This is a genomic window from Paenibacillus sp. S28, from assembly GCF_016624415.1.
GTDB classification, from domain to species: Bacteria; Bacillota; Bacilli; order Paenibacillales; family Paenibacillaceae; genus Paenibacillus_AQ; species Paenibacillus_AQ favisporus.
In genome coordinates this window covers 216,226-239,376 of the sequence record NZ_JACVTM010000001.1, presented here as the reverse complement: position 1 = coordinate 239,376, position 23,151 = coordinate 216,226, and the positions used below count along the sequence as shown (strand labels likewise).

Genomic DNA, 23,151 nt, shown 5'->3' with positions numbered 1-23,151 from the left:
CTTGTATGATGGGGAGACAACCAAAGGAGGATTTAGCATGATACTTGTCAACTACTTGCTGATGTGTCTTATTTTTGGCACAACGTTTCTGGCCATTAAAATCGGGGTGGACGCATCCGCTCCACCCTTTTTCTCTGCGGGACTGCGCTTTTTCGCGGCCGGCTTGGCGCTGTTTTTGTGGATGGTTTGGCGTAAAAAGACCCGTTTTGGTCTTCTGCTGCGCAAAGAAATGCTGCTGAGCGGCCTCCTGCTGACCTTCGGCACTTTTGCGCCACTCTATTGGGCCGAGCAGCACGTTTCTTCCGGATCCGCCGCCGTCTTCTCGGCTACAGGTCCGCTGATCATTTTACTCATCCAAATGCTGGTCTTCAAAGCAAAGAGCACGGCGAGGACCGTCGCCGGCTGCCTTCTAGGTTTCGCGGGCGTCCTGCTGCTGCTGCTCTCGGACCTCTCTTCCTCCACCGGAGGCGCCTGGATTATCGGCGGCCTGGTCATCCTTGCCGGGGAAATCTGCTACGCCGCAGGAACGCTGTATTCACGAAAGGTGATCCAACGCTTCCCCGAAGCGTCGCCCATTGCGCTGAATGCGGCGCAGATGATGCATGGCGGATTCCTTCTGCTTGTGCTATCTCTGCTGACTGAGCCCATACATGCCGCCGGACTGCCCGCCGGTGCCGCTTTCGGTTCACTCGTTTATCTGATCGTCATGGGATCCATGGTCGCCCACAGTCTCTATTATTGGCTGGTTGCCAAGACGAATCCCGTTTTTCCGTCGACATGGCTGTACATCTCGCCCATGATCGCCATGGCGGCAGGGGCCGTGCTGTATCATGAACGCATCACCTGGCTCTCGGTCGCCGGCATGATTACGATTATTGTAGGAACGCTGATCACCAATCTGGACAGCATTCTGCGGGTGATCCGCAGGCCGGCGCAAGTCACGACAGACGTAACGGCCGTCCGGGATTAGCCGCATTTCTTTTCACCATTGCCAATCAACATCCGGCACATCTGCAACCGTGGAAGACGTGTGCAGATATGCAAATTTATTCTTCTCTTCGACCTATAACGAATATGTAGAAAAAAGGAACTAGGGACCTCACATGCAGATCCAAATCGAACTATAATCGGAAGCGTCCGGGAATAATCGGCCATTTTACGCATACACATGGTTGTCGTCGCCGAATGTCGTATCTGTAAGGAACAACCAATACCTCCGCGGGGTCTAGTGGAACGGGAACGTACAGCATTTCGGGCAATACGATTACCCTCAAGATTACTGACGGTACAGTTGAACGTTACGTCATTTTTATCCACACCGGCAAAGATGGAAAACCAAATGTTCAAGATGTTCAAATCGGCAGCCGGAATTTCTTCGTTGATGCCGAATGAACTCTATCCACCTGTTTTAGCATAAAATAGCACAATCAAAAACGGCCGATCAGGAATCATCCTGACCGGCCGTTTGCCGTATAACGATGTTTTGCATTGAACCATCTCTTAAATTAAGCCCGCCTCCCGTAGAAATGATCGTACCACCTCGGTTTGGTAGTTGATCCGTACGTTCATGTCAAGGCTCCAGCACGTTTCAACGGTTACCGCTTTGGCCTTTAGCCGATCAGCCGCAGCTGTCCGGGAAGAGCCCTTCAGCTTGTGCATCCGGATATGAAAACGATGAGAACGGCGGACCACCCTCTCGTTCATATGCTTGATCACCCTTCGGACAGCGGGTACAGCCGGGCTACCTGAATCCGTAATCAGCGTCTGTCCCAGCACGTCTGCGCTCGCGGACGACAGGCCGTTGGCTTCGTGAAGATCCAGGTACCAGGCAGGTTTATACTTTCGCATGATTTTATACAAAGCACGCGACATTTCATGCGTGGTGCGGCCTGACGGACCGCGCGGGAACGTCCGGTTCAAATCCGGCTTGCCCCGGATTCGTTTTTTGAAGGCAGGCCGATTGGCAATAGGGACCACGATCAGCGTGCCCCGTTCAATCGTCCAATCGCCGTTTTTCAGCTGTTTCACCAGCTTCTGGGCGGCGCGAATGCTCCCCACTTCCCTGCCATGAATGCCTGCCACGATCATGAATACAGTACCGGGAGTATCACCGTCAAAAATGTGCATCGTTGTTTCAAACGAGGTTCCTTTGGCGAGTTTTCGACTTTCGTACAACATAGCCTCCACCACCTCCGATACGGTATCCTATGCTAGATTGATAGGAGGTGTACAGGCAGGAGTTGTCCGGAAGTTATGAATTTATCCCCATTTCAATACGATCACTTTTTCAGCATCCTCATCAGCATTTCCGCCGACGGTGTTCCATACGGCTTCTCATCCGCTTCCTCGACGATCAAGGCGTTCACGATGTAAAAATACCAATGGAGCAGCTCGCGAGGATCGCCTTCGGCAAACTCCCCGGCTTCCTGCCCCTGCACGAACAAAGGAATCAGCGGATCGATCATGGCATCAGCCGAGTGCTCCTTCAGAATGTCTGCGGCGTCCTTGGGAATGGCGTCAAGGCTGCGGACGGCGCGGAGAATGAGCATAAAAGCGAATTTGTTCTCGCTGAGCATATTTTCCGTCAGCGCTTGAATCTGCTCATATGGCGTGCCCGGCAGGCTCGGCACATTCCCCGTCTCTCTCCGCCCTTCCTCCATCAGCTCCTGGACGATGCTGGTAAACAGCTCATCCTTTGACGTGAAATAACGATATATCAGCCCCTCGCTGACGCCGGCTTCCGCCGCGATCATGCTGGTCTTTGTTCCTGTAAAGCCGCTGCGGGCAAAAAGCTTTGTCGCGGCCTGCTTGATTTGATTTTTCCTCTCATCCCGGATATGGGCCAGCTGTTCCTTATTTAATGGTGACAATAGACTCCGAACTCCAATCTCTCAAAAATAATGTATCCCTATTGTACCATGACGTTCCTTTTGGATCACCGTGCTTGCTTCATTTCCGCAGTCATCGCCAAGGGGAGGATTTTATTCTGCAGAAATGCGTAAAACTGTTCCGGCCGGGAAAAGCACGCCAAATGGCCGGCCTGATGGATGAGCCCGAACTCTTTGTATGGGGCATCGATGCGGCCGTAATACGCTTTGGCCGTTGCCGTCGGCGTAATAAAGTCCGAATCCCCTTGAACAATAAACACAGGCAGCTCGAAGCGGTATCCGATCTTGTCAAAATCAAAACGGACCATGTCTTCATGAAGAGCCTCAGCGGAAAACTTCATTCCTTTAAACAGATCCGACATATCCTTCATCGTATGTTCCGGAGATGACAGCATCGACGGCATGATCAAATCCGTGATCATATTGGGGACACCACGTATTGCCTTCACCATAAGCCGGTTGCGTGTATCGACATCCCTGCTGTTCCAAGTAGAAGGATCGGTCCCCATACGCTCAAGCAGTTCGGCTCCCTTCTTGCTGCCCGTAGCTCGGAATGCCTCCAGCAGCAATCGATGCCCAACGTGTTCGGGATCGGGGGCGTTCTGATCCGTCCCTACATAAGCGTGGTATAAATCCGGACGTCGCGCAGCCATCATGATGCCGGTAAGGCTGCCCGCCGAACTGCCAACCAGAATTAGCTTGGTCTGTTGGAGCTTGCCGCATAGATATTCGGATAACTCGATCCCATCCTGCGCCAACCGGTCGAAGGTCAACGATCCGCTGCCTTGTTTGCCGTTGCGCCGGAAGGTCTTTCCTGCTCCCCGCTGATCCCACTGCACGATCGTAAAATCCTTCTCCCAGGAACGCAGCAGTGGACTGAAGATGGAGTACACCGATCCCGGCCCTCCATGAACAAACAGCAGCACCGGATTGCGCCGGTTTTCCCCCCGGATGGTCACCCATTGTTCAATCCCACCAATACATACAAAGCTGGATTCAGCGATTCCCTCAGAAGCTGTTATACGAAGCAGCCGCGCATTTTTCTGTTGATTTCTTTTCCGCATCACGATTTGAACCAAAGCATTGCTCATATGAATTCCCCGCTTTCGTTTTACAATGAGTGAGTTACTCACTCATCTTTAATCATAAAGATAATGGATTCCTAGATCCTTTGTCAATGGGTATATTAAATTTTTTTCTGATGAGATGCTAAAAAGCGGTCAACGCCTTCTCGCGTTGACCGCTTTCATTATTGTCCTTGATTTACGGCTTTTTTGGCAGATCGTTCGCTTCCCGAATGAGGGAGAAGTATTGGTCGGCCAGCACCGGCTGGTATTCAGGCCCGAGCGAATCCGTCAGCTTCACCACATCGGTCGGCGTCATATTCCAGGCCAGCAGCCCGAGGGATACGAACAATGGAGATTTGCCGTCCCACTTTGCTTTAGCGTCTGCCAGAATCTTTTGTCCGTCCTGTACGGTACTAATACCCTGAATCGTCGATACCGGCAGGTTCCCATTCAGGATTTCCACACCGAAATGATCTTCCCAGCTCAGGAGCAGTCCGTTTGGACGGTAATTGTCCTCATAAGCTTTGACGACCGAGTCGCTGAGCGGAACGTTTTGGTTCGCAACGCGGTTCAGTACGTAGGGTACGGTCATTCCGGTCTTTTTCAGGTAGGAGGAAGTCTTCTTCAGGAATGCAGGCAGCGTCTTCTCCGGCCAAGCGTTCGGGTAGAAGTACCCGCCGCCGGAAGGTCCAGCGATCAGCTGGTCGTTCGCCGTTGCCGTGCTTCTGTAGTAGTTCAGCATAGCCGGAGCCCCGTCGTACAGCATCGGACTGGACGTCCAGTTGATCGGCACTTTGCCGCGGTTCGGATCATCCCACAAATTGCGCATCCGGTGCTGGTTGTACTGGAAGTTGTCGCCTTCGCTGAAGGTGTACGTCACATAAATTTTATTTTCGAGCTTTGGTGTCTTGACCTTGTCGGACGGAAGCGGCCCTTGGCCTTTGTTCTCCGTACCGGAAAATACGGTCAGATTACTGAACCAGTCGGCAGCAAGAACGTAGATGCTGTGGTTCGACAACAGCTCTACCCCGTTGAACTCGCCTTCGGTATCGTTGCTGAACCAGCCGAGGTAGGGTGTTCCTGCAGGAACATCGGCAAGGATCTTATCAAACAATGCCTTTTGCTCAGGCGTATTGGTGCCCAGCCAGAATACCATCGCCTTGTTGGCGACCGCATAATCGCGGAGATAGCCGTACGGCTCTTTCTGTTCCGATGAAGGCGGAGCTTCGTTGCCCGCAAGCACCTTGAATTGGTTCCACATGTCCACCGAAGCGGTCAACGACTTCGTGCCAGCAGGTACTTTAAATTCGTAGACAAAGTACCGCCCGTTGTCTGCGAACCGGTGTCCGCCGCTGCCGGCGGAAAGCTGCGAGCCTTGAGCGTCGTACAGGAAAGGCTTCTCATCGTCGGTTCCGGGCACGAACTGGGCGATCGTCTGGCCATCAGCCTTCACGGTCACTTCGTGAACGGCCGATCCCCATCCGTCCTGCTGGAACGCATCCTCAAAGCGGAGGTATACCGCATCCGTACCCAGGAAAGACGTCAAATCCAGGTCGTAGGTCTGGCGGTTCTTCGCATCCCGCTCCTGCGTTTTCTCCTCAGCCACCACTTTGAACGACTGCGGGAGTCCCGGAGGCAGCTTCACTGACGTATCCGGGCTCAGCCCGATCAGCATCCGGTGCGTCGTCTGCTTCCACAAATTTTCGTACTGCCAGGTGTAGGCATCCAATTTATCCTTAAACTTGCCCTGCAAATCATCGAGCACTTTCAGGCCATAAGGAGCCGCTGTCAGCTTGGCGCTGAGCTCAGGGCTGGCAACCACCGCATCCTTCAGCCCGGCAAGCGTTGTGGCCACGTTAATGCTGTCCGGCACTTTCGGATCGTAGACGATGATTCCCTTCACTTCTTTTTTAAAATCGCTTACCAGTTCCCAAGGATCGTCATGCACCGTATAAGGCACCTTGAGATCGTTCAGCCAAGTCATTTTGCCTTCTTCCTGACTCTCCAGCAAATAGATGCGAGGCTGGTTTCGGTTGACGATGCCCTGCAGGGTCGCCAGCATGATCTTGACGTCTCCTGGGGCGTCATAAACGTCCGCAACGTCCAGATGCTTCACCTTAGCAAAGCTTGGAAGCGCTTGCGATTCTGGCCATTTGATGCCGCTGGATGAGGATGAGGGGTTTGGCGCCGGTTCGGCGGACGCGCCCATGGAAATGGACAGTGCACAGACCGCAGCGAGACAAACCGTGGTGAACTTTCGAAGCATGAACAATACACCTCAACTTTACGCTGATTTGGTTGGCAATTGAAAGAAACACCCTACTCCCGGCCCGTATTTGAAACCTCGCCATGCTGAACGCCGAACGGAATCGAGGTTCTCCATTGCTGTTATACAATCTATATTTAATATATCTAATATTGCTTTACAAGGCTTTCGACAAAAATAGTTAAAAAATTAGTACTCGTGGAGCATCCACTTAGTCCATTGTTCCGAATAAACGGACAGAAAAAGATATGTCATTTTCATACCGAAAAGCCTCAGGTCACGGATGATCCTGAGACTTTTGCTTCGCACTCTCTACTTGATCGTCAATCGTCCAAGTCGATTGCATTCATCGGCAAACCACACCGTGCCGTCCGCGGCCACAGCGATGCCATGCGGTTCCGCCCCCTGTGTCGGAATGTCATATTCGGTCAGTTTACCGTCCACGGAGATGCGGCCGATCCGGTTCGCCCCCCATTCCGTGAACCAAAGGTCCTGGCCGATTCCGGACGTGATCGCGTGAGGCTTCGCCCCTGCGGCAGGCAGCGAATACTCGCTTATCTCACCTTCCGTCGTGATTCTGCCGACCCGATTACCGGCGATCTGCACAAACCACAGCGCGCCGTCAGGCCCCGCCGTAATCCCGACCGGTGCGGAATCTGGCGTTGGAAGCGCATATTGAGTAACTGAACCGTCCGGTGCGATGGTGCCGATCCGATTCCCTTGGTTTTCAGTAAACCACAGCTTCCCGTCACTGCCTGTGGTAATGAAGGATGGAAAAGCATCCTCATGAGGAAGCTTGTACTCGGTCACTTCACCCCCAGGGCTGAGCCTGCCGATCCGGCCGGTCATCATCTCGGTGAACCAGATCGCCCCGTCAGGCCCTTCAGCGAGACCAAACGGCGCACAGCCCGGGTCCGGCAGCTTATACTCCGTGAACTCTCCGCCTGGCGTCATCCGGCCGATCTGCCCGGCATGATATTCGTTAAACCAAAGATCCCCGTTTCGGTCGCACAGGATCGACATCACCCCCGCATTTGGTGTCGGCACGTCAAACGCGGTAAACTCGCCACGATCGCCCCGGGCTCCGATTCGGTTTCTTTTCTGTTCCGTGAACCACACGGTCCCGTCTCTGCCGGCCGTAATACCGTACGGCCCTGAGTCCGGCAAAGGCAAGAGGAATTCCTCTATTTCAATCCTCATATGACCTCCCTCCTTCCTCTTGCTTCGGCTTGCCCATCTGCCGCAGCAGATCCATGTCGCTGCTGGCGATAGCGCCCATGAACCGCTCGATTTCTTCGATGTCGTGATCCCACCAGCGGATCTCCAGAAGCTCGGCGATCACCTCGGGTGCGTAGCGCTTGCGGATTTCCTTCGCGGGGTTGCCGCCGACGATGGTGTAAGGCTCAACGTCCCTTGTCACAACGGCTTCGGCCGCGATGATCGCTCCGTCACCAATCTTCACGCCCGGCAGGATCGTTGCCCTTCGTCCGATCCAGACGTCGTTTCCCACAACGGTATCCCCCTTGATCGGGAGCTGATCTAGTGTTGGCGTGTGGGCTTCCCAGCCGTTTCCGAAAATGTTAAAAGGAAACGTGGAGCCGTCCATCCGATGGTTGCCTCCATCCATCATGAAACGCGCCTCTCCGGCAATCGAGCAAAACTTGCCGATAATTAGCTTGGTTCCGAGAAATTCGTAATGATATAACACCTGATCTTCAAACGACTCTCCATTGATCGCATAGTAGTAAGAATAATCTCCCCCGATCAGGTTCGGCATCGTGATCACGTTTTTGATAAACTGCATATTGTTGTCCCCGGGTATCGGAAACTTCGCGTTCGGATTAGGACCTGGCATGCAAGTCACTCCTTTCGATTGTTCAGCAGATTGGATAGCTTGTTCGGTCGCCTCATTGCCACACAAAAAAGCCCCCTGTCCCGATGTTCAGGACAGGAGGCTGTATACGCATGGAAATCCGCTGAAACCTCTCGTCAAGAGAGTGCACCATGATCCCGTATTTAAGAAGCATATGCCCAACCGGCATGACTTCTTAAAAAAGCCCGCACGAATCCTATCCTAAACATCGTTTCAAACGATTGTTTTGTGTGGATAGGATTAGTAGATCATTGGCCTAAGGTCACCCTTTCATGACTTGAATGCCCTTAATTTACCATACCGCAGGCACAGGTTCAACCTTTTTTTCCATAAAGCGTTGCACGATTACTAGTTTAAGTTTTGGCTATGTACACCACATCCGGCTCGACGTTCCGCGGCTGCTCAATGCGGATTTCTTCCACTCCGGCAAAACGGGACTCGAGGAGCGCCTTAAATGCCGGAGACGCCGAAGCACTCCAGAAAGACATGACGCCTCCGGGATTCAGCAGGCGGGTAAGCGCCTCCAAACCTTCCGGAGAATACAGGCTTTCGTTGTCTTGAAATACCGTCCAATCCGGCCCGTTATCGATGTCGAAACATAGCGCATCGAACGTCTCGTCGGTCTTAGATATCCATTTCAGCAGGTCGGCGCATACGACCCTCGTCTTTGGATGGGACAACGCGTTTCCGGAAAATGGCGCCAAATAGGTCCGGTTCCAGGCGATGACCTGGTCTTCGATTTCCACGACAGTGACTTGACCGGTTTGCGGATGATGCACGGCCTCTCCCAAAGAATAGCCGACGCCCAAGCCTCCGATCAGCAGGGTCATGCCGTCTTTGGCGCAGGCCTCGATGGCCGAACGGACAAGCCTTTTTTCCGACTCGCCGTTATAGGTGGCCATGAGAAACGTACCGTTGCTGATCAATTCGTATTCGCCGCCCCGGCGCTGCAGCTGAATTTCACCGCGCGGGGTATAGCAGCGTTCCAAAACTTCCAATGGGTCTACTAGCACGTGACCGCCTCCCTAGAGATACTCCCATTTTTCCCACATTTCCACCGGGTTCAACTCATAGATTTCTTTTTCACGATACAGGTAGTGATGCATAATGAATTCCCTGCGGATCGTGGCAAAATCGGGGTGAAACGTTTTAATGAACTCGTTGATTTCCTTCTCCGTGTATTTTCGTCCCATATCCAGGTTTCGCACCATAAACTCAAGAACAATCAGCTTTTTCTTGAGCTGTGCCGGGATGTTCTTCAGCCGGCCGTCATCCATGATGAAGCTTTTGAGCACGGTGTCCCGAAGCTTCTCGTTCTTAGCGGACAACTGCGTCCCGGGCTGATCCTCCTGGGGCTCATAATTGCGGATCAGCTTCAGGAGCTGGCCTTCCGTACGCTCGATCATGTCCTGCGAAATCCGGTAGTACGACACGTTTTTTTCCCGGCGCTCCATGACAACCCCGACTTCCTTTAATTTGGCGATATGATGCGTGATCGTCGCAGGGGTGACACCAAGCTTCTCCGCAAGGGTCATTCCGTTGATTTCTTCTTGAGACAGGAGTACCAGAATCCGAATCCGGTTCCGGTCGGCTAAAGCCTTATAATAATTGACCAGTTTATCGAGCTGCAGAAAAACCACCCTTTATATGCATATTAAATTTAATGTTTATTAAATATAAGGATAATCAATATTTTCGCTTCCGTCAAGAAAAGCGCTGGGGAAGCCCCTCTGTCCCTAAAGCTTGCAACGGTTATTAATGAAGATCGGGCTATTGCCGGAAAAGGTACCTTCCAGAAAAAAAAGACCCCATATCGGGAGTCTGGTCATTGTGAAAATATGCTGTGTGTGAATTAAATTCAGATTCAACGCATCCTAGTTACGCTCTTCTGTGCTTGGCTTCCTGCTCTTCGGTTACCCGATCAAGCCATTCTTCCACCAGGACGTGGAACAACCTGCTTTGTTCGATCTGCAAATTATGGCTGGCCCGATCAAGCATGACGAAGCTTGCCCGCGGATACTCATTCGCAAACGCCCACTGATTCCGATAACCGACGATATGATCCTGCCGGCCGGCCAGAATAAGCACGGGCTTCACATAAGGGGTGTCCAGCTGCTCCATTTCAGGCGAGAAATCATAACGCTGGCGTAGACGCTCCAGAAACGGCCGATCCGCTTTTTTGAGTCCGGTCACAATTTCCTGTTCAAACCGGCTCCAATTGTACTCGTCCTGTACCGTATGCATCCCGGTAAATTCACCCGCGTACGGATGGTTCAGCTGCGACATAAACTCTTCATCCCGGGCAATGAGCTGAAATGCCGGCGCGTCGTGCTTCGCCTGTCCGGCCGTCGGACAAATCAGGAGCAGACCCTCGATTTGATGCTGACGCTTCTTGAGCAGTCCTCTGGACAAATAGCCGCCGTAAGATTCTCCAGCCAAAATAAAAGGCACATCCCCCAAAATTTCTTCAACAAACTCATCGAGCGCCTCCAGCATATCATCCGTACTCTGGATACCGTCCGTAACGGTGCTGTCCCCCATTCCCGGCAAATCCGGATAAATCCTTTTCCAGCCGGATTGGCTCTTGAACACCGATTCCATACATCCCGTCATGAGGTGATGGTCACAGGAAAACCCATGCAGCAGCAAAACCGGCTTACCGTTGCCGTGAATCTCGTAGTGAATCGTCGTATGTTTCAGCTCGCATTTCATAAAGAATGCCTCCTCACTATTTACATAGATATCTATGTATTACAGTGTACCGAATAATTACATAGATGTCTATGTATCTGCAGATGAAGAATTAGAACCTATTGAATATTTGCTCCAACAGGGATTCAAGCTGGACCTGCTCCTTGTCGGAAAGTCCTCCGTATATCGTCTCGTTGAGACGGGCGGACACTTCCTGGAACACCGGCTCCAATTCTTTCCCTTTTGGCGTCAGCGAAACCAGCGTCATGCGGCTGTCTTCCTTGCTCTTCACTTTGCGGACATATCCCAGCTTCTCCAGTTTATTTACGAGCACAGTGACCGTCGGCTGCGTCCGGTCGATTTTTTCGCTCAGGACGGTAATGGGCTGCATGTCCTGGATATACAGCGCCCACAAAATATCCCCGTGTGAGGAAACGATGCCCTCGATGCTGCGCTGTTCCAGTTCCGATACGATCATGGCGTTAATAGCGTTGCGGATTTTGCTGAACATGGTGGCTGCGTTTTTTTTCATTGTAATCCCATCCTGTTTCCCAAATTATATTAAAGCTCTACGAGAAAACTTATGAATAACCGACAATATATGTCCGCTATTCCTGCTTAAATTTATGAAAATGCAGCGTAAACGCAGTCGACTCGCCTTCGGCAGAATCAACCGACAGGCGGTGGCTGAGCTTCAGGGCCATCTGACGGGCCAAATAGAGCCCCATACCCGTGGATTTGGCTTCGATTCTGCCCGTTCCGCCCGTAAAGCCTCTATCAAAAACACGCGGCAGATCCTCCGCCTTGATACCAATCCCCGTGTCTTCAATAACCAGCCGCTTCTCGGCGGCATCTTCCTCACAACGGAACAGGATGCGGCCGTTCTCGCCGGTATATTTGAGCGCGTTGGACACGATCTGGTCGATCATATAACCCAGCCATTTGCCGTCGGTATGAACGAAAAGCGGCTTGCCGGCCATCTGAAACTGGATTCGCTTGTTTATAAACAGCTTGGCGTATTTCTTGACGCTTGCTTTAATCAATGGCTCCAGCGCGGTTTCGGTAATCAAGTAATCCCTGTTGAACGAGTCGATCCGTGAATAATAGAGCGCCTGCTCCACATAATGATCGATTTTGTCGATCTCGTCCTCCAGCTTGTCCATGACAGCTTCCGCATTCTGAGTCATACCGTTCTCCAACAGGAGCCTGGACGCGGTAATCGGCAGCTTTACTTCATGAATCCATGACATGATAAAGTCCTGATGATCCTTCTTCTCACGAAGCTGCTGCTGGAGCTGGGCAGAGTGCAGGCGTTGAAGCCGCCCGGCCCATTCATTAACGATAGCTTGCTGCGGATGCTGTGGTTCAGGGAGGAGGGCTGTTACTTCCTCCATTTTGCTGATCTTCATTTGCTGAAGCATTTGATAGTAAGGTCTCCGGTAATAATAGCCGATCACCATGTACAGCGCGGCACCGGCAAAACAGATAATATTCAAATATACCATGTTTCCTATTCCGGAAGAGCCGTCCGAATCCATATACATAAACAGTGTCACAACGGTCATCAGCAGGATGTAGAACGCGATAAACCAGCTTTTGACCTTTACATAGTCCACAAATTTCATGGTATCAAATACCCTTGCCCCTTCTTGGTCACAATATAATCCTTCTTCCCGAGGTCAGCCAGCTTCTTCCGGATTCTGACAATATTCACGGTAAGCGTATTATCGTCAATAAAACTTTCGTCCGCCCACAAGCTCCGCATCATCTTCGTTCGTCCGACGATCGTGCCTGCATGCCGCATCAGCATGTTCAGGATGATAAATTCGGTTTTGGTCAGCTCTGCCCGATGCTCGCCGACGGACACATCCCCGTCGTTCAGGTTCAGCAGTACGCCTTGATGCTCGATAATGTGAGTTTGCACATCAAGATAGGAATACACTCTTCGCAGTATAGCGTTAATCTTGGCCATCAGCACGTCCATATGGAAGGGCTTCTGGATGAAATCGTCCCCTCCCATATTCATTGCCATCACCATATCCATCGGTGTCGTCCGCGAAGACAAAAAGAGGATCGGGACCTTGGACACCTCCCTGATCCGGCTGCACCAATAGTAACCGTCGAACCTTGGAAGGTTGATATCCAGAATAACCAGTCCGGGCGCCTGTTCACTGAACAAAGACATCACTTGTTCGAAATCGGTGACCAGGACTGGTTCGAATCCCCATTTCGCAAGCGAGTCCCCGATCATTTCCCGGATTACGGGTTCGTCTTCCACGACCAAAATTTTCATGTTCATCCGGTTCATCCTTTACTCACGCACTTATATCGTATCCTTATTGTAAACGACATCCTCCCCTGCCTCCAGCTTTTCCGCCCAATGTGACAAAATCGTTAGGTTCTTCCTAATACCGTAAGCTTTGATGCATTTTGACTCCTCTATAATGAACACTACCGGGCTTGGTAACAGCAAAGAACAAGGAGAGATTTTATGCAAGGACATGGTAAAATAGCGCTGACCTCAGCAGTGGCGAAGCAGAGATTTCCCGGACCGTGGGCCGGAGGAATCGCCTTGATCGTTTCGCCTATACTGCTTCTGGCGGGCATCCTGCTCCGCTCACCGTATCACTTTTTCTTTCCCGACCAGTTGGCCGCTTATGACGAGCATCCGCTGCAGATGACGGCTTCGTACAGCCTGTTCGAGGCCGGGATTATCATGCTCTGGCCGGCCGTCCTGCTGCTGGTCCAGTCGATCGGCGTTTCGAAACCGCGCTTCGCGCTTTGGGGCGGATTATTCGTCATTTCAGGCCTGTTTGCCCGCACCTTCCATGCAGGTGTCGACCATCTGGCTTTTCAGCTGGTGAAAACGGGCGGCGTTGGTCAGGCGGTGAACATGGTCGGAGCTGCGTACGGTGCCTTCCACATCTACAGCACTTTTAATCTGGCTATCATCTTAGGATGGGTCGTGCTGGCCATCGGCTCTTACCGTTCCGGAACACTCGGCTTGGTCCAATCCGCAGCACTGGCACTGGCCAGCGCACTCCCGCTCGGCGTATTGAAAGGAACGACGCCATGGTCCATCGCGGCAGCCGGAGGGCTTGCCGTCGCTTTTATTCCATTCGGGTGGACCATACTGCGCAGCACCCCTTTTCCCGGATGGTTGAAAATAGGAACTTGGACGCTAATCGTTTGCGCCGGGATTTCCCTGTTCACTTTGTTTGGCCGCATGGGTTAATGAAGTCTAATACAGACCCCCATTAAGGAGGAGACACAATCAATGAATGTCGTCATCGAAGGCAAACAAATCTCCAAAGTATATGGCTCGGGATACAGCGTCATACCCGCCCTGCAACACATTGACCTAACCGTCATGGAAGGCGAAAGCGTGGCTGTTATGGGACCGTCAGGCTCAGGAAAGACGACGCTGCTTAATATTTTGGCCACTATCGATTCCCCGACCTCGGGCGAGGTGGTGATCGACGGACAAAACATCCTGAACATGAACGAAGAGCAGTTGTCTTCGTTTCGCCGAGACCGGCTGGGCTTCGTTTTTCAGGATTACAACCTGCTCGACACGTTGACAGTTAAGGAAAATATCGTGCTTCCGCTGGCCATTGCCAAAATGAATGTCGGGCAGCTGGAGCAGCGGGCAAGCGAGGTTGCGGTCCGGTTCGGGATCCAGTCGATTCTGGACAAGTATCCGTACCAGATATCGGGTGGGCAGAAGCAGCGCACTGCCGCTTCCCGGGCGATCGTGACGAAACCCGCGCTGCTGCTGGCCGACGAGCCTACCGGGGCGCTCGATTCCAAATCGGCAACCGACTTTCTGGAGAGCTTGAAGGAACTGAACGAACAGGAAGGAACTACAGTTCTGATGGTTACCCATGACGCCTATGCCGCCAGCTACTGCAAGCGGGTGATTTTCATCAAGGATGGAAGCCTGTTCACCGAATTGGTCAAGGGAAGCCAGTCGCGAAGGGACATGTTCAAAAAAGTGCTGGATGTACTGGCCGTACTGGGAGGCGGAGCCATTGACGCTGTTTGACGTAGCGAAGAAAAATATTCAGGGGAACGTCAAAAACTATTTAATCTACCTGCTGTCCATGATTTTCAGTGTCATGATTTACTATATTTTCGTGTCGCTTCAATATAGCCAGGCAATTGCTGAAGGACTTCAGTCCTCCGAAAGCCTCCGAGCCGTTCTGTCCCAGGCATCCGTCATCCTGATCTTATTCACAGCCATATTCGTATGGGGCTCGAATGCCTTCTTTACCCGAAAAAGAAAGAAGGAGGTTGGTTTATATGCTCTGCTCGGTATGCGAAGACAAACGATCGCCCGGATGCTGTTCTATGAAAACCTGATCATGAGTCTGGTTGCCTTGATCTTGGGCGTCTTTCTCGGCACCCTTTTATCGAAGCTGTTCACTATGATTTTGCTGAAGCTGCTGGATAACCCAGTCCGAGCCGGGTTTGAAATTCACATTGAGGCCATTGGTCAAGTTACATTGGTATTTGCGGTCCTGATCTTGATCACTTCCATGCAGGGCTACCGGCTGATCTATAAGTTCAAGCTTGTGGAGCTCTTCCAAGCTGAGCGAAAAGGCGAGCATGCCCCCCGAATTTCTCGGCTCGCTGCAGGGCTGTCCGTCATCCTCATTGCTCTGGGTTACTGGACTGCCTTTAAACCTATAAGTACGACCCAAGGTATCCTTGTCAACTTCTCCATCATTTTTATAGGACTAGGCGCAGGCACCTATCTGTTGTTCCGCTCCCTTGTCATTGCGCTCTTACAGCTGTCATCACATCATAAAAAAAGGTATTACCGCGGCATCAACATGATCGGCACTTCCCAGCTGCTCTACCGCATCCGCAGCAATACGGTCATGCTGACAACGATCGCGCTGCTCAGTTCCCTGACCTTGTGCGCGGTAAGCGTCGGCTACAGCTTTTTTTATACACAGAAACAGAGCGCCGAACAGGAGATGCCGTTCAGCTACACCTACGCCGCTTCGGAAAATGGGCTTGATGCCGTGGCCAGACAACTCATTCTCTCGGACGCCAAGCATCCGGTTATCGCTGAAATCGACCTTCCTGTGATTGCGACCGAGGCCGATCTGACCCGGTTTGCCTATCATCCGGGAAATTACGAGCCAAATAAGGTTCCTGTAAAGCTGATATCTGCATCAACGTATAATCAGGCCGCTTCGACACTGAGCTATAAAGAACGCCTTCAGCCCACAGGTCGGGATGTTGTCCTCGTTCGCCCATTGTACACGAACCTATCGGCTGATGAGGTACAAGGAAATCGAATATCCGTCACCATGGGGAATGAACAGGAGGGCTTACAGGTGACTGGGGTTGCTGAAGGACGCATCCTTCCTTGGGGCTATCCGGATCTGTGCATCGTCATGAGCGACAGCCTGTTCAGCCAGTTGAGAAAGAGCCTCGAAGCCAGCACCTATAAGGCCTTTAAAGTCAGGGGCCAGGAAACGACGAAGGAAACTGCAACGGCGCTCATCAAGCTTTCTGGAGACGGAAGCGGAATGGCAACATTCTATCAGCAGTATCGCCAGAATGTGGAGAACGCCGGCATCAACGTCTTTACGCTCGGATTTCTCGGGCTGGTCTTTCTGGCAGCCACCGGGAGCATCATCTACTTTAATCAGTTGACCGAAGCGGAAGCCAGCAAAGGAAGCTATGGCATTTTACGAAAAATCGGCGTAAGCCGTAAAGATATCCGCCGGTCTGTCGCCAAGCAGGTGCTGTTCGTGTTTGGACTCCCGCTGATTGTCGGACTGGTCCACAGCATCATGATGCTAAAGGCACTTGCCGGCATTAACCTGATCAGCGGCCTGTTCGCCGTTCCGATCCTACTCTCCGGCGGGGCTTATCTTCTGATCTATCTCGCCTATTATGCGTTTACGGTCAAAACCTATTATCGGACCGTATCGGCACAGCTATAAATATAGCAAAGGGGATGCCCGTGGTGTATAACCACGGGACATCCCCTTCTTCAATCGGTGAGGACAGCACGCAATCCCTAGTACAGCAAATCCTTGCCGTACTGCTCTCCCTCCAGCATATCGTAAACCACAAGCTTGTAATCGTTCAGAAGCTTCTGCTGCTCCGGCGTCAAGGCAGAGATCACGGCGTTGTCCTTGCCGATTAACACGCTTTTGTTCAAGCCGGGAATTTCGGACTTCACTTTCTCCAGCAGCTTGTAATACGCCGGCATACTCTGGCCGGACAGCTCGAACACGGTCGGTCCGATAAAAGCGGGACTCATCGTGCCCGGAGACTTGCTGCCGATATCAAAGTTGGCCAAGTAGATCAGCTTCGTCTCATGCTTCAGGCGCGGGTTGTCGTTAAATCCGGCCTGGGCATACACCCCGGAGGACAATGCCGGCAGGTGATCGCCCCAGAACGCGACGATCGTCGGCCGCTGAATCGTCTTCAGCTGTTGGCTCAAGTAAGCCACCGCCTCATCCGTCAGCTTAGTATCATGTGTGTACGTTTCCAGCTCGTCTTTATATTCCTGTTTGACGCCGGAAACCGTAATCGTGTTCGAACCGTTCAGCCCCTTGGTAAACGGAAAATGGTTCTGCATCGTCACCAGGTGCAGGAACGTCGGCTTGCTCGCCGAATTCAGCTCACGGACGGCTTCCTGCACGGCGGCCATGTCGGAAATGTAGCCATTCGGCGTATACCGCTTGGCGTTCGGCAGGTCCTTCTCACTCGTGAATTGGTCGAAGCCGAGAATCGGATACACCCGATTGCGGTTGTAGAACGTGTCATCGAACGGATGCAGCGCCAGCGCCTCGTATCCCCGGTCCTTCAGAATGCTGACGATGGAAGGCAGTGAGGACATTTTGACAATTCGCTGCTGGTACGGAATCGACCCGTCCTTCAAAAAATACATCGACAGGCCGGTCAGCGCCTCGAATTCCACGTTGGCCGTGTTGCCTCCAAACTCGGGGGACAGCAGAAAACCATCCGGCGTCGATTGGGCGTTCTGGTGAATAAACTTCAGCGGATCCTCGCTGAACGTATAGGACGGCATCCGGGTCGGATCAAAAAAAGCCTCGTCCATCATGTACATAATATTCGGCTGCTCTATCGTTTTGTTTGACGGCGTACCGGTAGATGTTCCGTATTTTTGCGCGATGGCTTCGATCGCTTCTTTGCTGTAACCCTCCGGTTTTTCGATCAGGTTCTGCATCAGGTTGCCGGCGAAGGCGTACACGAACCCGTTCTGGGCGTAGTTGACCTTCTGGTTCCACGGAATGTTCTGATACTTCAGTGATGTGGCCAGCGCGTGCTGGCCTCCGACCATTTGAATAAATCCGCCGACCGCAACCAACGAGATAATGCCGAGCGTGATCCGCAGCGGAAGACGGACCTTGACCTTTGGCAGCTTCAGCATCAGATAGATCAACGCCGCAACGAGCAGCACCGATACGACGACTGCTGTCGGCGAAATCATGCCCTTCGTAATTTTCGTCATTTCCTGGGCGTTCTTGATCTGCATCAAATCCCATGGGAATAGAGGCTCGCCCGTTGTGGACAGCTTCTCAAAATTGGCGATCCCGAGGACCACGCATACGAGAAAAGCGATCAACGCCCCCGTATAAACATTTGGAATAATCATGGCACAGACCAGCAGCACGAAAAAGAAAAACAGGCTGCCGGATAAATAAAGCCAGTAATATTGGGAAATCCAGTTCAGCACGCTTTCGATATTCATTCCGAGCGAAGCCGCCTGCATGAAGAAGTTCAAAATAAAACCGCCGAGCAGCAAGGAGAAAAGGGTTACCCCCACCCGCCTGGACGGCACAAATAATTGGCGCACGGTATCACTCCCATCTGTTCTCAAGCGAACAGTATACGCCAATTATCTTAAAAAAACATTAAAATCATACGAAAATTTAACATTCTCTTTATATTGGCATTACAATTTTGTGAATTGACAAACCCCCACGGAATTACCGTGAGGGTCGGATCATACCTATATCGATTTGCGAACTTTGCTAGAAGCTGTTCACAATCGCATCGATTTCTTGCATTTGTTTAGCCGATAATGGGCCAAGGGATACAGCTCCTGCCAGTTCCTCCACCTGCCGTCTCGTTTTAAAGCCCGGAATCGGGATCGCGGCATCGCTTCTCGCCCACAACCAGGCAAGGGCTCCCTGCACCAGCGTCCGCTCGCCGCTCGTCAAAATTTCTTTGATGGCGTCAAGCTTCTCAATGAACACGGGAAGGGGGCTGCCGTCTTTAAAGTACCTCACCCAGTCATGCCCGCTGCCTCTGACATCCGTATTCGGCAGGCTTGTCTCCGGCCGGAATTTGCCGCTCAAAAGCCCCATCGCCAGCGGCGTGTTGTTAATGCTTACAAGACCCAACCGCTCGCAAACGGCCACGACGTCACGGTTGTCATGGAAAACATTTTGCTCATGCTGAATGGCGGCTGCATGCGACCGGCTGGCGAAAAACTCGGCGTTCTCCGCATCACCCGTGCTCCACCCGTATGCCCGGATAAGCCCCTCCCCGCGCAGACGTTCCAGCGGATCGATCACGGACTCCAACTCTTCGCGGGTCAATGAACCCGGATGAATCTGCAGCAAATCGATGTAATCGGTCCCCAGCCGCCGGAGCGAACGCTCGCAGGCAAAGCGGACATAGGAGGGCGAGACGTCGTAACGCAAATGTACTTCCTTGTTCGCGGCGTCCTGCAAAAATCCGAATTTGGTGGCGATCACCACTTGTTGCCGGCGTCCCCTAACCGCGCGGCCCAGCACTTCTTCACTATGTCCGGTTCCATAAGCGTCGGCCGTATCAAAGAAGGTTACTCCCATATCCAGCGCCGTATGGATGGCCGCTTCCGATTCCGCATCATCCACCTCTCCCCATCCGTCAGGCAGGCCGCCGAGCGTAAAGTTTCCGCCAATCGCCCAGCAGCCGAGCCCGAGAGGACTTACAGGAATACCGGATGATCCCAAGGTTCTGTTCATCAACATTTCCTCCCTTTCGCTTGTGTATGGCTTCAGTATAATAAGGAAAATGGCTTATGATCAGAGCCAATACATGCGATTTTGGAAGAACCAATTTAGATGAATTACCAACAAGGGTTTGTCGACAGCCTGGGCCTGTAGGTCCGAATTATGAGTTTGTAAAGTAGTTCTGATCGATGTCAGCAATCAACCCGGGCTGCACGGGAGACCAGCCCAACTGCTCTTGGGTCCAGGTGCTTGAGGCCGGGTTGTCCATCTTTACCATGGCTGCAAGAAAACCGAAATGTTCATCAACCTCCTCGGGGGAAATGGCTTTTACCGGCACTTCAAGGCGTTGGCCAATAACATTAGCGATATCTTTAAACGGGATCGCTTCTTCGCCGACACCGTGCAGCCGTGCGCCGGCAGGAGCCTTTTCCAAGGCCAACCGGAACAGGTGCGCGAGATCGAGAAGGTGCACAGCGGACCAGCGATTAGACCCTTTGCCTAAGTATGCCGAGTAACCTCTGGTCTGAGCTAGGTGTATGAGTGCCGGGATGAAGCCATGATCCCCTTTGCCGTGTACGGACAACGGGGGCCGCACCACCGATACACGCACACCTCGTTGGGCGAATGACAGTGCCGTCTCTTCGGATGGGATCCGAAGCGCTGCGAACGACTGTGAATCCATTGGGTCCTCTTCCATTGCGAGATGGCCCGGTCTAAGAAGGGCGGTACCGGATGTGACAACGAGGGGCCGATTCGTTCCGGCGAGCGCTTCGCCCAACGTCTCGATCGCTCGCCGGTCCGCTTCGGCGGTGTCTACAAAGTTCGTGGGTTCGTCAAAGTTGTTAAAATCCGTGTTAAAAGCGGTGTGTATGACACCTTCCGATGCCTCGGCGCCAGCTTTAAGGCTGTCGAGATCGTGGAGGTTGCCGCGATGCACCTCAACCCCGACGGCAGTTAATGCTTCAGCCGATTTGTCTGAGCGGGCAAGCCCCACCACATGATGTCCGGCACCCAAGAGTTCGCGGACGACAGCGGAACCGATAAAGCCTGTTGCTCCTGTAACAAAAACACGCATAGTAAAGTCCTCCTACAGCTGTAGAGTAGTTTAGCTGCTGCATCTCTTGCGGCGGTAATCTCTTATCCCCTTGCCGCTGATTCAACGCTAAACTTAGCATACTCCACAGCTCACCCAGATCTTTGCCTGATCCTCGCCACTCTTTGCCTGATATTCTGGTATGCTTCCCGAATCTGATCGAACCCCCGCCTCACCCACACCATTCGGTCAGTCCATGATTAGTTCTCTTTGAAGCAATCTGGAAACGTCCCTTCTTGGAGGGCGTCCAAAATAAGCGCTGTAATCCCGGCTGAACTGGGAGTCGCTTACATACCCTACAAGCCGGCATGCAGTGGTCGCGTCCATTTGGCGAGATAACATCAGATGCCGGGCTTCTTGAAGGCGCAGCGCTTTTTGGTATTGCAGCGGGCTCATCGACGTGACTGACTTAAAATGCTTATAAAAAGTAGACACACTCATATGCTCCAATTCCGCTAAGTTTTCAACCTTTATTTGCTGGGAAAAATGGTCACGGAGCCAAGCAATGGCCTTCACCACAGGCTGCATTTCCGAGTCAGCAAAACCCATTTCGGCAACATGAACACCGACGGGGCTGCGCAGAAGCCGTATCAAAATCTCATCCACTGCGAGTGGAGCCAGCAATTCGGCATCGCCGGGGTGAAATAGATACTCTATCAGTCTTGACATCGTCCTTACAATGCCTAAGTCTGCGTGAGTGACGTAGCATGCGCTCCGTTCATGAATTGGAGGCAGTCCCTGGGGATACACTTTCAGGACCAACTCGGCGATTCTTTGCGGATCCAGATCCAATCTGACACCGAGCAGCGGTTCGGAATGGCTGGCTTGTGTGGTCTGAACAGCAACCGGCAGAGCCGCGGGTGTCACAAACATATCCGATTGGCCGATTCGATGAACCTCCTTCCCGACCGTGATGTCCTTGGCTCCTTGCACAACGATTCCCAAAGAAGGCGAGTAAAAGGTTTTAACGTTGTCCATATCTACTCGTGAATAGCGGCCGATGAACAAACCAGGGATGCGCTGATCAAAGGCACCGTCATGCGGAGCATACAGGTAGATCAGCTGTATCAGCCGGGCTGTTTCGGCTTCAAGCGTCCCCCCGGCGTCAGGATACGCCGATGGAACCGTATGTTCATTTATTAGCTGCACCGTTTTTAACAACTCCTCGTATCATTTACTTCCTCCCTTAACGATAGCTTCGATACTCTTTCATCTCAAGGCTCAATTAGAATGAACACCGACGGCTTCCACTTCAGAAGTAAAAAAAGTGCTGCGAATATACTCCGGATCTCCCAGCAGCGGCCGTCCGATGGCGATAAAGTCCGCCAGTCGATCCGTTAGGATAAACTCGGCAAGTTCTTTGGTGTAAATTTTACCCACGGCAATGATGGGAATACTCACGTATTGCTTTATAATGGAGGCATAGGGTACCTGATACCCTTCGGGCGTCGCGGCGGGATTGACCGGGAGCAGGCCGCCGGAAGACACGTCCACGGCATCGATCAGTGGCTCCAGGGAAGCGGAAATTTTCGCCACATCTACGGGCGTAAGGCCCCCTTCGGTAAAATCGGACGCGGATACGCGGATCAGTACCGGATAGTCGCGTCCCACCTCCGAACGGACGGCTTCCAAAATGTCACGCAGAAACCGGGTTCGTTTTTCCGGCGAGCCGCCATATTCATCTGTCCGGTGGTTGGACAGCGGGGAGAGGAACTGATGCACCAAATGGCCGTGTGCCGCGTGCACTTCGATGCCGTCAAAGCCGGCTTCCAGGCTTCTTCTGGCAGCTAGCCGGAAATTGTTGATCTCGCTCCGGATATCCGAGAGGCTCATTTCTTCCGGTATCCCGTATTCATCGTCATAGGCAATCGGACTTGGTGCTAGCAGACGAGACCCCCCGTTTCTCCACGACTTTCTGCCGCCATGCGTAAGCTGAATGAAAACCGGCGTGTTTTTGGCGTGAACAGCTTCGACCACTTTTTTCAAGGGGGCTACATGCTCATCCGTAAAAATGCCGATGTCGTTGCTGAACAGCCTGCCGTTCGGCGACACCCCGGTCGATTCCAGCATCACCATCGCGGCTCCGCCGGCAAGCCGGCCGTAGTGGCTTACGTGATAATCGGTGGCGAACGCTTCGGGCGTCCCCTGGTTCTGCTGCATGGGGGAAACGATTAATCGGTTGCTCAGCTTCAGCCCTCCGATATGTTTTTCGCTATATATGATGGTTTTCATGGTTAACTCCTCCTAAGACTCTTGTGTTTGGATTTCTTAACTCCA

The 23,151-nt window shown here is 52.4% G+C and carries 21 protein-coding genes and 1 pseudogene; 5 read left to right on the top strand and 17 right to left on the bottom strand.

Annotated elements, in window-relative coordinates; genetic code table 11:
• Nucleotides 1-37 precede the first annotated feature (37 nt).
• Nucleotides 38-970 (top strand): DMT family transporter, encoded by a 933-nt coding sequence (locus IAE55_RS01085; RefSeq protein WP_200630682.1) that lies wholly within the window; start codon nt 38-40, stop codon nt 968-970.
• Between the two features lie 257 nt (nt 971-1,227).
• Nucleotides 1,228-1,392: pseudogene (locus IAE55_RS34335) on the top strand (lipocalin family protein); the annotation flags it as partial.
• A gap of 108 nt (nt 1,393-1,500) precedes the next feature.
• Here the strand turns inward: IAE55_RS34335 and IAE55_RS01075 are convergent.
• From IAE55_RS01075 to IAE55_RS01020, 12 genes are all read right to left on the bottom strand, one after another.
• On the bottom strand, nt 1,501-2,178 hold the full coding sequence (locus tag IAE55_RS01075) for a succinylglutamate desuccinylase/aspartoacylase domain-containing protein (RefSeq protein ID WP_200630681.1): 678 nt from the start codon (nt 2,176-2,178) through the stop codon (nt 1,501-1,503).
• 101 nt (nt 2,179-2,279) lie between these two features.
• Nucleotides 2,280-2,870 (bottom strand): TetR/AcrR family transcriptional regulator, encoded by a 591-nt coding sequence (locus IAE55_RS01070; RefSeq protein ID WP_105443297.1) that lies wholly within the window; start codon nt 2,868-2,870, stop codon nt 2,280-2,282.
• A 65-nt stretch (nt 2,871-2,935) separates the two neighbouring features.
• Nucleotides 2,936-3,979 (bottom strand): alpha/beta fold hydrolase, encoded by a 1,044-nt coding sequence (locus tag IAE55_RS01065; RefSeq protein WP_234489219.1) that lies wholly within the window; start codon nt 3,977-3,979, stop codon nt 2,936-2,938.
• A gap of 172 nt (nt 3,980-4,151) precedes the next feature.
• On the bottom strand, nt 4,152-6,221 hold the full coding sequence (locus tag IAE55_RS01060) for a GxGYxYP domain-containing protein (RefSeq protein WP_200630680.1): 2,070 nt from the start codon (nt 6,219-6,221) through the stop codon (nt 4,152-4,154).
• 312 nt (nt 6,222-6,533) lie between these two features.
• Entirely contained in the window at nt 6,534-7,421 is an 888-nt protein-coding gene (locus IAE55_RS01055) for a Vgb family protein (RefSeq protein WP_200630679.1), read from the bottom strand.
• Nucleotides 7,411-8,076, bottom strand: a complete 666-nt coding sequence (locus IAE55_RS01050) for a Vat family streptogramin A O-acetyltransferase (RefSeq protein ID WP_200630678.1) — start codon at nt 8,074-8,076, stop codon at nt 7,411-7,413. Before IAE55_RS01050 ends, IAE55_RS01055 begins: the two co-directional genes overlap by 11 nt.
• Nucleotides 8,077-8,447: 371 nt before the next feature.
• Nucleotides 8,448-9,107 (bottom strand): spermidine synthase, encoded by a 660-nt coding sequence (locus IAE55_RS01045; RefSeq protein ID WP_325168590.1) that lies wholly within the window; start codon nt 9,105-9,107, stop codon nt 8,448-8,450.
• A 12-nt stretch (nt 9,108-9,119) separates the two neighbouring features.
• Nucleotides 9,120-9,725 (bottom strand): DUF2087 domain-containing protein, encoded by a 606-nt coding sequence (locus IAE55_RS01040; protein WP_105444076.1) that lies wholly within the window; start codon nt 9,723-9,725, stop codon nt 9,120-9,122.
• 247 nt (nt 9,726-9,972) lie between these two features.
• Nucleotides 9,973-10,806 carry an alpha/beta fold hydrolase gene (locus IAE55_RS01035; protein WP_200630677.1) on the bottom strand — a complete coding sequence of 278 codons (834 nt, stop codon included), beginning with the start codon at nt 10,804-10,806 and terminating at the stop codon, nt 9,973-9,975.
• A gap of 91 nt (nt 10,807-10,897) precedes the next feature.
• Entirely contained in the window at nt 10,898-11,317 is a 420-nt protein-coding gene (locus IAE55_RS01030; RefSeq protein WP_200630676.1) for a MarR family winged helix-turn-helix transcriptional regulator, read from the bottom strand.
• Nucleotides 11,318-11,393: 76 nt separating this feature from the next.
• Nucleotides 11,394-12,410, bottom strand: a complete 1,017-nt coding sequence (locus IAE55_RS01025) for a sensor histidine kinase (protein ID WP_105443301.1) — start codon at nt 12,408-12,410, stop codon at nt 11,394-11,396.
• Complete coding sequence (locus IAE55_RS01020) at nt 12,407-13,078, bottom strand: response regulator transcription factor (RefSeq protein ID WP_145023036.1); 672 nt, start codon at nt 13,076-13,078, stop codon at nt 12,407-12,409. The genes IAE55_RS01025 and IAE55_RS01020 overlap by 4 nt, the downstream gene beginning before the upstream one ends.
• 198 nt (nt 13,079-13,276) lie before the next feature.
• On the opposite strand from IAE55_RS01020, the gene IAE55_RS01015 reads away from it, so the two are divergent.
• The 3 genes from IAE55_RS01015 to IAE55_RS01005 are packed head-to-tail and all read left to right on the top strand — an operon-like array spanning nt 13,277 to nt 16,748.
• Nucleotides 13,277-14,020, top strand: coding sequence for a hypothetical protein (locus IAE55_RS01015; RefSeq protein ID WP_200630675.1), 744 nt, complete (start codon nt 13,277-13,279; stop codon nt 14,018-14,020).
• 42 nt (nt 14,021-14,062) lie between these two features.
• Entirely contained in the window at nt 14,063-14,830 is a 768-nt protein-coding gene (locus tag IAE55_RS01010) for an ABC transporter ATP-binding protein (protein ID WP_145157080.1), read from the top strand.
• Nucleotides 14,817-16,748 (top strand): ABC transporter permease, encoded by a 1,932-nt coding sequence (locus IAE55_RS01005; protein ID WP_200630674.1) that lies wholly within the window; start codon nt 14,817-14,819, stop codon nt 16,746-16,748. Before IAE55_RS01010 ends, IAE55_RS01005 begins: the two co-directional genes overlap by 14 nt.
• A gap of 77 nt (nt 16,749-16,825) precedes the next feature.
• Here IAE55_RS01005 and IAE55_RS34210 read toward each other — a convergent pair whose 3' ends face one another.
• From IAE55_RS34210 to IAE55_RS00980, 5 genes are all read right to left on the bottom strand, one after another.
• Complete coding sequence (locus IAE55_RS34210; protein WP_200630673.1) at nt 16,826-18,634, bottom strand: LTA synthase family protein; 1,809 nt, start codon at nt 18,632-18,634, stop codon at nt 16,826-16,828.
• Nucleotides 18,635-18,812: 178 nt separating this feature from the next.
• Entirely contained in the window at nt 18,813-19,793 is a 981-nt protein-coding gene (locus IAE55_RS00995; protein ID WP_200630672.1) for an aldo/keto reductase, read from the bottom strand.
• Nucleotides 19,794-19,941: 148 nt separating this feature from the next.
• The gene (locus IAE55_RS00990) at nt 19,942-20,856 is read right to left on the bottom strand and encodes an SDR family oxidoreductase (protein WP_200630671.1); all 915 of its coding nucleotides are present in this window, start codon (nt 20,854-20,856) and stop codon (nt 19,942-19,944) included.
• A 207-nt stretch (nt 20,857-21,063) separates the two neighbouring features.
• On the bottom strand, nt 21,064-22,023 hold the full coding sequence (locus IAE55_RS00985) for an AraC family transcriptional regulator (RefSeq protein WP_325168589.1): 960 nt from the start codon (nt 22,021-22,023) through the stop codon (nt 21,064-21,066).
• Between the two features lie 72 nt (nt 22,024-22,095).
• Nucleotides 22,096-23,106, bottom strand: coding sequence for an oxidoreductase (locus IAE55_RS00980; RefSeq protein WP_145157074.1), 1,011 nt, complete (start codon nt 23,104-23,106; stop codon nt 22,096-22,098).
• Nucleotides 23,107-23,151: the final 45 nt, after the last annotated feature.